Source organism: Sodalis sp. RH21, assembly GCF_047324175.1.
Taxonomy (GTDB): Bacteria; Pseudomonadota; Gammaproteobacteria; order Enterobacterales; family Enterobacteriaceae; genus Acerihabitans.
The window spans coordinates 1,315,391-1,327,764 of record NZ_CP178732.1 but is presented as its reverse complement, the minus strand read 5'-3'; the positions used below and the strand labels follow the sequence as shown (position 1 = coordinate 1,327,764).

Genomic DNA, 12,374 nt, shown 5'->3' with positions numbered 1-12,374 from the left:
ATCACTCTTTGCCTTTACCCTGGCCGGCGGCCATGGCCTGTTCGCCATTTTCATGGATAATGCGCTCCACCAGCTTGTCGGCTTCCACCAGTTGATGGTCGTAGACATCGGTGGCGAAACGCGGCTGCTCTTGCGGATTGACCGCCAGCACCGGGCCATCCTGATTATGCAGGTTTACCGTGACGTTGGTGGACAGACCGATACGCAGCGGGAATTTATCTAAATTATCCGGCTCCAGACGGATACGCACCGGCAGCCGCTGGACAATTTTGATCCAGTTGCCGCTGGCGTTTTGCGCCGGCAAGAGGGAGAAGGCGCTGCCGGTACCGACGCCGAGGCTTTCCACCCGGCCCCGATAGGTAATGTCGCCGCCGTAGAGATCGGCATCGATCTCCACCGGCTGGCCGATGCGCATTTTCACCAGTTGGGTTTCTTTAAAGTTGGCGTCAATCCAGATTTGGTCCAGGGGAACCACCGCCATTAGCGCGGTGCCGGGCTGCACGCGGCTGCCCACCTGTACCGAACGCTTCGCCACATAGCCGCTTACCGGCGCCACCAGGGTGCTGCGCACATGATCCAGATAAGCCTGGCGCAGCTGCGCGGCGGCGGCTTTCACATCCGGATGGGAACTGATGGTCGTATCGTCCACCAGCGCGGACGTGGTGCTCAATTGCTGTTGCGATGACGTCAGCGAGGTTTCCGCCGAGGTCAGGGCGTCGCGGGAATGGGACAACTCCTCTTGGGAGATCGCCCCGTCGCGGGCCAGGCTGGCGCGCCGCTGATAATCGTCCTTGGCCCGTTGCAGCTGGATTTTGCTCGCGGCCACCATGGCTTTGTAGTTATCCACATTGCTATACAGCCCGCGCACCTGGCGCACCACCTTGGCCAGGTTGGCCTCGGCGCTCTCCTGGTTGACGATGGTATCGCTGGGGTCAAGACGCACCAGGACTTGTCCCTGTTTTACGAAATCACCGTCATCGGCGGCAATGGCGGTCACCGTACCCGCTACCTGCGGGGTGATTTGCACCAGGTTGCCGGTGACATAGGCGTCATCGGTATTTTCAAAAAAGCGGCCATGGAAGTAGTAATACAGGCCAAAACCGATAGCGGCCACAATAATAACCGCCAATAAAATCAATAACAGCAGCCTGCGTTTACCGGACTTGGCCGGTGGGGTCGCCGGTTGATTGGCCGGACCGGCCTGGTTGCCTGCTGCTTGAGTAGTGGAATTTTCAGCCATAAAAGAGTTCTCAGTGTACTTGGTTCACGGCCACGTCTGACGTGGCATTCGAAGAAACGGATGATTGAAAGCCGCCGCCCAGCGCCTGCATCAGCAAAATCGCGGTGTCGGTACGATCGGCGTTCAGGCTGGCCAACTGGCGCTCGGCCTGGATCAATTGCTGCTCGACGCTCAAAGCATCGAGATAGTTACCCACGCCCGCGCTGTAGCGCTGCATGGCATTGGCCCAGGAATCATTGGCAATATCCCGGGCGCGCATCTGCTGCTGAATCTGAGTATCCAGCGAACTCAGGCGGGTAATGGCGTCGCTGATATCCCCCAGCGCCGAGACCAGCGACTGGTTATATTGGGCTACCGCCAGGTCATAATCGGCATTGCTGCCCGCCAGATCGGCGCGCAGGCGGCCGCCGTCGAAAATCGGCAATGACAGCGCCGGCCCGATGGAGAAATAGCGGCTGGGCGAACCGAAGAAAGCGTCGCCCAACAGCGATTTGGTTCCTGCGGCGGCGGTCAGGTTAAGATTGGGATAAAAGGCGGTGCGGCTCACCTTGATATCTTTGCTCGCCGCTTCCACCCGCCAGCGCGCGGCCACCAGATCCGGCCGGCGGCCCAGCAGTTCGGCGGGCAGGCGCGGCGGCAGGCTGACCGCCGTGGGGGCGATCAGATGCGGGCGCGGTAAATTCAGGGTCTGGTCCGGACCCTGGCCCATTAACACCGCCAGCTTGATATTGGCGGCGCGCACCTGCTGCTGCGCATCGGTCAGCGAGGCTTCAGCCGAGGCTTCCAGGCTTTCGGTCTGCTGGTACTGGAACTTGCTGTCCAGTCCGGCATTCAGCCGCTTCGACGCCAGGTCAAGCATGGTGCGGGTGCGCTCCAGATCTTTTTGCGCCAGGTCTTCCATCGCCCAGGCCTGGCCCAGGGTGTTATACGCCCGCGCTACATTGGCGGAAAGCGTCAGCCTGGCCGCCTGCCGGTCCACTTCGCTGGCATTGGCCCGTCCGACCGCCGCTTCCCAGGCGGCCCGCTGGCCGCCCCATAAATCGAAGGTATAATTAAAATCAGCCGACAGCGTGCGCAGGGTGGCATATCTGTCGCCCTGGCCGGTGGGGTCGTCAACCTTGGACAAGCGCTGGCGGGTAATGCCTGCGTCGGCATTAAGCGTCGGCATGCGATCGGCCTGCGCCGACAGCACCGACGCGCTGGCGCGCCTGGCGCGGGCATCGGCCACCTGGAGATCGGGGCTGGATTGCAGCGCCTGCCGGATCAGCGCGTTAAGCTGCGGGTCTCCCAGCGTGTTCCACCAATCGGCCGCCGGCCAGTTGGCGGTGGAATGGGTATTAGCCTTTAGCGTGCGCTCGGTATGCAGGTTAGCGACATCCATTTTTTGGCCTTCGGTATGTAAACCATTAGGCAGAGCACAGCCCGCCAGGACGCAAGAACAGAGCAGCGGTAATAAACGAATGCGCAGCGGCATAGTGAAATTAACTCCTTAAATACCGGCATGGATCAGCAGCTTGGTGAGCATGCGATCGAATTCTTTAAATTCAGCGGGGGTAAATGGTTGTAATAAATCATTAAAAGCTTTTTTGGCGATCAACGGGATTTGCCGGCAGAATTCCTGGCCCTTCGCGGTCAGTTCCAGATGAAATTGCCGCCGATCGGTAGTGCTGCGCACCCGTTTGATCATGTCTTTGGTTTCCAATCTATCGAGCATGCGCGACATCGCACCGCTATCCAACATGATGCAGCGGCATAACTCCGCCGACGTGGTCATGCCTTCCCGGTTCATCAGCAGCATGACTTTGAATTGCGCCGCAGTAATGTCGTAGGCTGCGAGGTGCCGTTCAAGAATACGGTCTTTGCAGCAATTCAAGCGATGAATCTGCCGTCCCCATTTAAAGACGGTTTCAATATCATCATCAGAAAAGTGGTCCATAATGATGGTTGCCTAGGCAGCTATTAGGCGGGGAACTATACTGCTGGGGATGTAGGTAAACAACAGTCAATTTTGTAACCAAATATTTACACTTATCGCAGGCCAAGCGCACCGCGGGGCGGGGCCGGATCAAGGGTTGGCGCCGATCGCCAGAACGGTCAAAACCTCATCCCCGGCCAGCGCATAAGCGCACTCAAGCTGCATGCCCGCCGGCAATTGCGGCGTCAGCTCAACCAACAATTCAAGGGTAATGCGGCTATCGCCCAGCCGGGCCACCTGCACATCCAGAAAATCGAAATAACGCTGTACCGTGGGATACAGGGCTTTAAACAGGCTCTCCTTGGCCGAGAAAGCCAGGGTCAGGCAGGCAGCAAAGGGCAGATCGACGGTAGCGAACAGCGCATGCTCCTGCGCGGTGATGATGCCGGGCCACAGCTCCAGCGTGCGCGGTCCGCTAATCAGCGTTTCGATATCAATGCCCAGGCCCGCCACGTCCCGCTGCGGCCGGCGCCAGCCAATGCACACCGCCCGGGAAGTATGGTGCGACAGCGCGCCCTGCACGCTCGCGGGCCAGGTCGGCGCGCGGTCCGCGCCCGGCAATAAATCGAAACGGGGATAGCCCAAATCCCGCAACACCCGATCGGCGACGATACGCCCGGCCAGGTACTCCCCGCGGCGTTTGATGGAAGAACCTGCTATCGCCGGGGGCAGCGCTACGCCGGCGGCGGGATAATCCGCATCCTGATAAAGGGCGGTATCGAAGCGGCAAGACCAGACGCGTGCCGGGATAAGCACATCCAACAGTTCGGCCTGGCCGAACGGCGGCCCCTCCTCCAGGGACAGAATGCAGGAAACCGGGTGATTCATAATGGTGATTTATCCTTCTCGGGGCCAGGCTATCCTGCCGTTACGCTACTGGGGTTCCAGTACCTTACCCTAAGTATAATCACAATTTTTTGGTCAGGCGCTCCGCGTCGCCGGAATTAAACAATGGCTTGACCAGGCCATACAGCGCCGGGTTATCGCTTTCATCTTTCAGCTCGATGCCGGAAAGCTTACGCTGCCTGGCCTGTTCCAGCAGCCAGGCCAGCTTAAAGGCCGCCTGCGGGTAATCGAGACCCTCGGGGCGGATATTGGAAATACAGTTGCGCTCCGATTCCAGCCGCCGGGTATGGGGGCCCCAGGTAAAGTAAATGCCCAGGCTGTCCGGCGACGATAACCCGGGGCGCTCGCCGATCAAGATCGCCACCGCCTTGGCCTGCAGGCATTCGCCGATATCATCCCCCAGTGCGACCCGCGACTGATGGGCCAGGATCACCGGCGCCATTTTCAGCCCCAGCAGCGCCAGATACGGCCTGAATGCCCGGATAAACGGTACCGCCTGGCGATGCACCGCTTTCGAAGACAGGCCGTCCCCCACCACCAGCAAAATATCGGCCTGCCGCTCGGGATAATCCGCCAGCATCCGCCGGCTGTCGTCACCGAGACGGCGGCCCAAATCCGGCCGGCACAGGTAGCTTTCGCGGTTTTGCGCCGCGCTGTGCACGGTTAGGGTGGCCAGCCCGTCCTCCTCCAACCGGCGCGCCAGGGTTTCGCTATCGAAGGGCTGATGCACCGCGTCCCGCGCCTGGGCGTGGGCCAGGCCGAATTTCAATACTTCCGCCGTCGGCATGCTGGCGCCGGCGCGGCCCAGGGCGATGCGCGCCGCGGTAAACTCCCGCAGTCCTTCCCACGGGTTGGTATGGATTACATTGCCCACTGGAAATTTACCGGCGCAGGGCTTGTCGTTTTGATCCATTTTATGCTCCAGGAGGTGGCCCCGCTAGGTCAAATGCTGCAATAGCGGATGCTGGCTGCCCGTGTCCCTGAGCCGGCCGTCGGAATCAATAATCTGCATGCGCTGCAGCCAGGCCGAGAATTCAGGGGCATGTTGCAAACCGAACAGTTCGCGCACATACAGCGCGTCGTGAAACGAGGTACTTTGGTAGTTCAGCATAATATCATCCGCCCCCGGCACGCCGATTAAAAAGGTCAGCCCGGCGGCGGCCAGCAGCGTCAGGAGCGTATCCATATCGTCCTGATCGGCCTCGGCGTGGTTGGTGTAACACACATCGCACCCCAGCGGCACCCCCAGCAGTTTGCCGCAAAAATGATCCTCCAGCCCGGCGCGGATAATCTGTTTGCCGTCATAGAGATATTCGGGACCGATAAAACCCACCACGGTATTGATTAGCAGCGGTTTGAAGCGCCGGGCAATGGCATAGGCCCGGGCTTCGCAGGTCTGCTGGTCCACGCCGTGGTGGGCGTTGGCCGACAGGCAACTGCCCTGACCGGTTTCGAAGTACATGACGTTATCGCCCAGGGTGCCGCGATTAAGGCTTAACGCCGCCTGCCGCGCTTCGTCGAGCAACGCCAGGTTGATACCGAACCCGGCGTTGGCCGCCTCGGTACCGGCAATGGATTGGAACACCAGATCCACCGGCGCGCCGCGTTCGATTAATTTAATGGTGTTGGTGACGTGGGTGAGCACGCAGGACTGGGTGGGGATCTCAAAGCTGCTAATCACGTCATCCAGCATATAATTGAGCTTTTCCAGCAGCGGCAGGCTATCGCTGGCGGGATTGATGCCGATCACCGCGTCGCCGCTGCCGTACAGCAACCCGTCCAGCATGCTGGCGGCGATACCCTTGAGATCGTCGGTGGGATGATTGGGCTGCAGCCGCACGCTCATATGGCCGGGCAGGCCGATGGTATTGCGAAAGCGGGTGATAACCCGGCATTTTTTCGCCACCAGAATCAAGTCCTGGTTGCGCATGATTTTACTTACCGCCGCGGCCATCTCCGGCGTAATCCCCGGCGCCACCAGCGCCAGGCGGGCGCTGTCGGTGCGCTCGGACAGCAGCCAGTCGCGGAAATCCCCCACGGTCAAATGCGCGATCGGCGCGAACGCCGCCGTATCGTGACCGTCGATAATCAGGCGCGTCACCTCATCATCTTCATAGGGAATCAGCGGCTGCTGTAAAAACAGCGGCAGCGGGACATCCGCCAGCGCAATCCGCGCCGCCATGCGCTCCTCGGCGCTGGCGGCGGCCACCCCGGCCAGGTAGTCGCCGGAGCGCGGCGGCGACGCTTTGGCCAGCAGTTCGCGTAAATCGGCGAAACGATAGCTGTTCTGGCTTAATGTGGCTTGAAACATCGCCCCTCCGGGATTACTCCGTCAACGTCAATTGCGAGTCCGGCGCCGCCGCGTCGCGGGCATGGCGGGTCAGGCGGAAATAGGCATAACCCAGTAGCATCATGGCGGCGAAGATCAGGAACAATAGCTGGTTGTAGTAAATCATCGCCACCAGGCAAATTACCGCCATCACCAGCGCCAGCGCCGGGGCAAACGGATACAGCGGCGCGCGGAACGGACGGATCAGCCGGGGCTCCAGGCGGCGCAGCCTGAATAGCGAAGCCATGGATATGATATACATTACAATAGCACCGAATACCGACATGGTAACGATATTGGCGGTCAGCGGCTGCCCGCCGATGGTAATCAGCGAGTCGGAGAAAATAGCGGCGATGCCCACCACTCCGCCGGCGAGGATCGCCCGGTGCGGCGTACGGAAACGGGCGTTGATCCGTGAGAGGGGCTTAGGCAGATAGCCGGCACGCGCCAGGGCAAAAATCTGGCGGGAATAACCCATGATAATGCCGTGGAATGAAGCGATCAGACCAAACAGCCCCAGCCAGACCAGCATATGCAGCCAGCCGCTGTTGCCGCCGACGATAATTTTCATGGCCTGCGGCAAGGGATCGTTGATATTGGCCAGTTTGGTCCAATCGCCCACCCCGCCGGCAAACGCCATAACGCCAAGGGCCAGCACCGTTAAGGTCAGGATGCCGCCGATAAAGGCGCGGGGAATGGTGCGCTGCGGGTCCTTGGCCTCTTCGGCCGCCATGGATGCGCCTTCGATGGCCAGGAAAAACCAGATGGCAAACGGAATGGCGGCGAAAATACCGGAAAACGCGCCGACGCTGAAGTGTTCCGCGCCGGCCCAGCCGCCGCGGGTAAAATTCGCCCATTCAAACCCCGGCGCCACCACGCCCATAAATACCAGCAGCTCGAAGATCGCCAGCAGGGTGACCAGCAGCTCGAAGGTGGCGGCGATACTGACGCCGAGAATATTCAGCCCCATAAATACCAGATAGGCGCCCAATGCCACCCAGCGCGGCTCCAGCGCCGGGAACTGGACGTTAAGATAGGCGCCGATGGCCATGGCGATCGCCGGCGGCGCAAAGACAAACTCCACCAGGGTGGCGAAACCGGCGATAAACCCCCCGGTAGGGCCAAAGGCGCGGTGGGCATAGGCAAACGGGCCGCCCGCGTGGGGAATGGAGGTGGTCAGTTCGGTAAAGCTAAAGATAAAGGCGCAATACATGGCCGCTATCGCCACCGCCGTGACCAGGAACCCGAGCGTGCCCGCCTGGGCCCAGCCGTAGCTCCAGCCGAAATATTCGCCCGAAATAACCAGGCCGACCGCGATGCCCCAAAGATGGAAGCTGCCGAGGGTGCGTTTAAGCACGGGTGCCACTTTACTATCAAGCATGATGAGGTCCTATGATGCGTAAGTATTTGTAAAGGTGCAAAGGTCATACCAAAACTGATATTCGTCGGTTCAAGGTCCGTTTTAGCCGTAAAATCAGGCGAATCGCGGGATTTTTCGCCCCATTGGCCGCCATTGCGGTACGGGCCAGGGCCGTTTTGGTGCAGCGATCCAAAGAATGGGCAAGGGTTGTGACTTACGGGTGCAACGGGGGTAAACCGGGGCCGGCCGGCCCCGGTGATTGCGCAGTCCGGCAACTGTCCAACAACGGTCCGACAACTACAGCTTCCGGGTATCTTCCAGGGAAAAACGTCCCAGCGGGTTCTGATAGAAATCCTTGATGTTTTTGCGGCTGACATTGCGGTACGGGCTGTAATATAAATCCACCCAGTTAACGTCCGCCTTGGCCATTTTTTGCAGCTCGATATACATCTGCTCGCGTTTGGCGGTATTCATTTCAACGCGCGCCGCGGCGACCAGGGATTTAACCTGCTCGTTATGATAACGGGTCATATAGTTCATATTGGCGTCATGCCCCAGCACAAAGGTGGTTTTCTGGTCCGGGTCGAGGATATCGTTGGTCCAATACATCACCGAAATATCGTATTCGCCCGCCACCAGCATATCCCAGCTCTGGCTCGGGTCGACTTTTTGCAGGTTTACCGTCACACCGGCCTTGGCCAATTGCTGTTGCAAAAGAATGGCGATTTGTTCGTCCACTTCGTCGCCGGCATTCACCACATAGTTCAGCTTGAGATCGGAGGCGCCGGCCGCTTTCAGCATTTGCTTGGCTTTTTCGGGATCGTACGGGCGCTGCAGGTTATCCGCATAATGAAACAGCGCCCCTTCCGGGATATAAGAGTTGGCGATATGGCCGAACCCAAAGGTCACGGTATCGACAATCGCCTTTTTATCGATGGCGAAATCCAGCGCCTGGCGCACCTCTATTTTAGCCAGCGCGCCGTGTTCGTGGTTAATCAGCAGGTGATCCTCGCGGGTGGAGCGGTCCAGGTGCACATCGAGATTAGGATCTTTTTGCAGCGAGGTGATGCGCGAGAACGGCACCGACAGCGCGGCGTCCAGTTCCCCCGCCTGCACTTTCAGCATGCGGGTATTGTCATCGGGCAGGGTCAGCCAATCCACCCCGTCGAGCTTGACGCGGTCCGCCTGCCAGAAATAGGGGTTTTTCACCAGTTCCACTTTTTCGCCCCGGGTCCATTGTTTAACGCTGAAAGCCCCCGAACCGACGGGCTTTTCGGCAAACGCCTCCTCGCCCATGGATTTGACGATTTTCTCCGGCAGTACCGATACGTTCGGCAAGGCCAGCTGCGACAGGAACGGCGCCGACGGCGTTTTCAGGGTAACGACCAGGGTTTGGGCATCCGGCGCTTCGGCTTTATCGATAATGCTGTAGGAATCGCGCCACAGCGAGCCTTCGTTATCACGAATGCGCAACAGGCTGAATACCGCGTCCTGGGCGGTTACCGGCGATCCGTCCGAGAATTTGGCCGCGCGGATTTTAAACGTATAAACCTTGCCGTCCGGCGAAATCTCCCAGCTCTGCGCCAGTCCCGGCTCCAGCCGGGTGCCGTTTTTGTCTACCCGCACCAGCACGTCGAATACATTGGAGAACACCCAGTTATCGGCATTCTGCGCCGATTTAATCGGGTCGAATGTGGTGCTGTCCTCGCGCCGGCCGATGGTCAGTATCCCGGCGGCTTCGGCCAACTGGCTTGCCGCACTCAGCGCCAGCAATACGCCGGCGGCCACAACGTTAAAATGCTTACGTTTCATAGATCTCATACCTCAGTCAAAAGGAAGGACGGCTTCGCCGGTAGTTCTGTCCAGCACACAGGCAAAAGCATGATCGGCAATGTGCCGGGTAGCGGGTATCGCGCCGGTACGGCAGGTAGGTCGGGCGTACCGGCAGCGGGGATGAAAAGCGCACCCCGCGGGAATGGCGATGGGGCTGGGCGGTTCCCCGGCCAAGGGATCGGCCGGCAGCGGCAAATCGGGGTCGATTTCCGGAATGGCCGCCACCAGCGCGGCGGTATAAGGATGGCGCGGAACGCGGAACACCTGCTCCGCCGGGCCTTCTTCCACGATGCGCCCCAGGTACATCACGGCCACCCGGTCGCACAGCCGGCGCACAATGGCCAAATCATGGGCGATAAACAGGATCGCCAGCCCCATGCGCTCGCGCAGATCCATCAACAAATTGATGATTTGCCCCTGAATGGACACATCCAGCGCCGCGACGCATTCATCGGCCACCATGAGCCGCGGCTCCAGCGCCAGCGCGCGGGCGATACCGGCCCGCTGGCACTGTCCGCCGCTCAGGGCGCCCGGGCGGCAACGCCCCTGTTCCGGACGCAGCCCCACCAGCGTCAGCAATTCGGCCACCCGCGCCGCCACCGCAGCCGCCGGCACCTTGCGGTGAACCCGCAGCACTTCGGCTATGCCGCCGCCGATGGTTTGGCGGGGATTAAGCGAAGAGTACGGGTCCTGGAAAATCATCGCCGTTTGCCGGCGCAGGCGCGCGATATCGCTGGATAAGCCATGGGTGATATTGCGGCCGTCAAACCGCACGCTGCCGCCGGTGCTTTTTTCCAACTGCAGGATGGCGCGTCCAAGGGTGCTTTTACCGCTGCCGGACTCGCCCACCAGGCCGAGGGTTTCCCCGGGGTGGATACGCAGGGACACGCCGTTGACCGCATGCAGCCGCGGCCGGTTAAGACGCAGCGGATTACCGCCGGACAGCGGGAACGATACCTGTAAGTCATCGACTTCCAGTAGCGGATAGGCGTTATTTACCATTGCCCCTCCCGGTGGGATAACGGTTGTAAAGGGAAATGGCAGGCCGCGCCGTGGGCCGGGTCGTCCCGCGACGCCAACAGCGGCGGCTGCTGCGCCGCGCAGACGTCGCCGGCCCGCGCGCAGCGGGTATGGAACCGGCAGCCGGAGGGGAAATCGCCGGTGGACGGCGGCTGTCCCTGGATGGTTTTCAACCGGCCGCTGCCCCCGGCGCTAACCGGCTGGCAGTTAATCAAGCCCTGGGTATACGGATGCAGCGGCTGCGCCAGCACCGGCCGTTTGGCGCCGATTTCGCACAGCCGTCCGCCGTACATCACCGCAATTCGGTCGCAGGTCTGCGCCACGACCCCGAGATCGTGGGTGATCATGATAATCGCCAGGCCGAGGCGATCGCGCAGATCCATCAGTAAGCGCAGGATTTGCACCTGTACCGTGACGTCCAGCGCGGTGGTCGGTTCGTCGGCAATCAGAATTTTCGGTTCGCAGGCCAGCGCGACGGCGATCATGGCCCGCTGGCGCATGCCGCCGGAAAATTCATGGGGATAATGATCGATGCGTTTGCGGGGATCGGGAATCCCCACCTGGCGCAGCAATTCCACGGCGGCTTCCCTGGCTTCCCGCCGCCCGGCGCCAAAATGGGCGCGGCGGCTCTCGGCGATTTGCCCGCCGATGGTCATTACCGGATTGAGATGGCTGGCGGGGTTCTGGAAAATCATCCCCATCTGGTGGCCGCGCACCCGCGTCATGCGCCGGTCGTCGAGGGTCATGATATCGGTCTGCCCCAGCCAGGCTTCGCCGGAGTGCCGGCGTAGCCCCTCGCCGGGCAGCAGGCGCATCAGCGCCCGGCAGGTGACGGTCTTGCCGGAGCCGCTCTCGCCCACCAGGCCCAGCATTTCGCCGGCCGCCAGGGAGAAAGAGACGCTGTCCACCAAACGGATGTCCTGACGGTTGACCACGGTCAGGTTATTTACCCTCAGCAGCGGCGCCTTCATGGCCGTTCTCCCAATTTATCGCCCAGCCCGTCGGCCAGCAGGCTAAAGCCCATCGCCAGCAACACAATGGCCAGCCCGGGAAAAGCGGTGATCCACCAGGCGGTGGTAATAAAACTTTGCCCTTCGGCGATCATGACGCCCCACTCCGCCACCGGCGGCTGTACTCCCAGGCCGAGATAGCTCACCGCCGCGCCGTTAAGCAGCACCAGTACGCAGTCCGACATGGAGAACACCACCGACCCGGTCAGCGCGTTGGGCAATAGGTGGGCGAACAGGATGCGCCCGTGGCTAAACCCCAGACTGCGCGCCGCCAGCATAAAATCGCTGTGTTTAAGGATCAGCACCTGGGATCGCACCAGCCGGGCGTAAGAAACCCAGCCCACCAGCGCCATGGCGATATAAAAACTGCCCAGCCCCGGGCCGATAATGGCGATGATCGACAGCATCAGCACCAAAAAGGGAAAGGCCAGCACAATGTCGATGCAGCGCATGATCAGCGCATCGACGGGGCCGCCGAGATAACCGGAAAACGCGCCGATAACGGTGCCGATTAAAAACGGGAAGATCACGCCCACCAGGCAAATTTGCAAATCGATGCGCGCGCCCCAGATCACCCGGGAAAAAATATCGCGGCCAAAATTATCGGTACCGAAGAGATGCGGCCAGCCCGGCGCCAGCAGCCGCGCGGCCGGGTCCTGGAACAGGGGATCGTAAGGCCCCGCCCAGGGCGCCAGCGCCGCCAGCAGCAACCAGAGCAGGACGATGGCGCCGCCGGTGCGCAACGCCATGGATCGCGGCAA

At 60.8% G+C, this 12,374-nt stretch carries 11 protein-coding genes; all 11 read right to left on the bottom strand.

Going from position 1 to position 12,374, the window contains the following annotated elements:
• Position 1 precedes the first annotated feature (1 nt).
• Positions 2-1,240 (bottom strand): efflux RND transporter periplasmic adaptor subunit, encoded by a 1,239-nt coding sequence (locus tag ACL2XP_RS06150; RefSeq protein WP_413737706.1) that lies wholly within the window; start codon positions 1,238-1,240, stop codon positions 2-4.
• Positions 1,241-1,250: 10 nt separating this feature from the next.
• Complete coding sequence (locus ACL2XP_RS06145; RefSeq protein WP_413737705.1) at positions 1,251-2,714, bottom strand: efflux transporter outer membrane subunit; 1,464 nt, start codon at positions 2,712-2,714, stop codon at positions 1,251-1,253.
• 15 nt (positions 2,715-2,729) lie between these two features.
• On the bottom strand, positions 2,730-3,176 hold the full coding sequence (locus ACL2XP_RS06140; RefSeq protein WP_413737704.1) for a MarR family winged helix-turn-helix transcriptional regulator: 447 nt from the start codon (positions 3,174-3,176) through the stop codon (positions 2,730-2,732).
• Between the two features lie 129 nt (positions 3,177-3,305).
• A complete protein-coding gene (locus ACL2XP_RS06135; protein ID WP_413737702.1) occupies positions 3,306-4,043 on the bottom strand; it encodes a 4'-phosphopantetheinyl transferase family protein in 738 nt (245 codons plus the stop codon).
• 79 nt (positions 4,044-4,122) lie between these two features.
• Entirely contained in the window at positions 4,123-4,974 is an 852-nt protein-coding gene (gene eutC, locus ACL2XP_RS06130; RefSeq protein ID WP_413737701.1) for an ethanolamine ammonia-lyase subunit EutC, read from the bottom strand.
• Between the two features lie 24 nt (positions 4,975-4,998).
• Positions 4,999-6,372: an ethanolamine ammonia-lyase subunit EutB gene (locus ACL2XP_RS06125; RefSeq protein ID WP_413737700.1), complete on the bottom strand. Its 1,374-nt coding sequence runs from the start codon at positions 6,370-6,372 to the stop codon at positions 4,999-5,001.
• Positions 6,373-6,385: 13 nt separating this feature from the next.
• The gene (gene eat / locus ACL2XP_RS06120) at positions 6,386-7,771 is read right to left on the bottom strand and encodes an ethanolamine permease (protein ID WP_413737699.1); all 1,386 of its coding nucleotides are present in this window, start codon (positions 7,769-7,771) and stop codon (positions 6,386-6,388) included.
• A 276-nt stretch (positions 7,772-8,047) separates the two neighbouring features.
• Positions 8,048-9,562, bottom strand: coding sequence for an ABC transporter substrate-binding protein (locus tag ACL2XP_RS06115; RefSeq protein ID WP_413737697.1), 1,515 nt, complete (start codon positions 9,560-9,562; stop codon positions 8,048-8,050).
• A gap of 12 nt (positions 9,563-9,574) precedes the next feature.
• Entirely contained in the window at positions 9,575-10,585 is a 1,011-nt protein-coding gene (locus tag ACL2XP_RS06110) for an ABC transporter ATP-binding protein (protein ID WP_413737695.1), read from the bottom strand.
• Positions 10,579-11,574, bottom strand: a complete 996-nt coding sequence (locus ACL2XP_RS06105) for an ABC transporter ATP-binding protein (RefSeq protein ID WP_413737694.1) — start codon at positions 11,572-11,574, stop codon at positions 10,579-10,581. The genes ACL2XP_RS06110 and ACL2XP_RS06105 overlap by 7 nt, the downstream gene beginning before the upstream one ends.
• Positions 11,571-12,362, bottom strand: coding sequence for an ABC transporter permease (locus tag ACL2XP_RS06100; protein ID WP_413737693.1), 792 nt, complete (start codon positions 12,360-12,362; stop codon positions 11,571-11,573). The genes ACL2XP_RS06105 and ACL2XP_RS06100 overlap by 4 nt, the downstream gene beginning before the upstream one ends.
• Positions 12,363-12,374: the final 12 nt, after the last annotated feature.

Bases quoted from the DNA above. Each gene is read 5' to 3' on its own strand.
- ACL2XP_RS06150 (WP_413737706.1), bottom strand. From the start codon at position 1,240: ATGGCTGAAAATTCCACTACTCAAGCAGCAGGCAACCAGGCCGGTCCG.
- ACL2XP_RS06145 (WP_413737705.1), bottom strand. From the start codon at position 2,714: ATGCCGCTGCGCATTCGTTTATTACCGCTGCTCTGTTCTTGCGTCCTG.
- ACL2XP_RS06140 (WP_413737704.1), bottom strand. From the start codon at position 3,176: ATGGACCACTTTTCTGATGATGATATTGAAACCGTCTTTAAATGGGGA.
- ACL2XP_RS06135 (WP_413737702.1), bottom strand. From the start codon at position 4,043: ATGAATCACCCGGTTTCCTGCATTCTGTCCCTGGAGGAGGGGCCGCCG.
- eutC (WP_413737701.1), bottom strand. From the start codon at position 4,974: ATGGATCAAAACGACAAGCCCTGCGCCGGTAAATTTCCAGTGGGCAAT.
- ACL2XP_RS06125 (WP_413737700.1), bottom strand. From the start codon at position 6,372: ATGTTTCAAGCCACATTAAGCCAGAACAGCTATCGTTTCGCCGATTTA.
- eat (WP_413737699.1), bottom strand. From the start codon at position 7,771: ATGCTTGATAGTAAAGTGGCACCCGTGCTTAAACGCACCCTCGGCAGC.
- ACL2XP_RS06115 (WP_413737697.1), bottom strand. From the start codon at position 9,562: ATGAAACGTAAGCATTTTAACGTTGTGGCCGCCGGCGTATTGCTGGCG.
- ACL2XP_RS06110 (WP_413737695.1), bottom strand. From the start codon at position 10,585: ATGGTAAATAACGCCTATCCGCTACTGGAAGTCGATGACTTACAGGTA.
- ACL2XP_RS06105 (WP_413737694.1), bottom strand. From the start codon at position 11,574: ATGAAGGCGCCGCTGCTGAGGGTAAATAACCTGACCGTGGTCAACCGT.
- ACL2XP_RS06100 (WP_413737693.1), bottom strand. From the start codon at position 12,362: ATGGCGTTGCGCACCGGCGGCGCCATCGTCCTGCTCTGGTTGCTGCTG.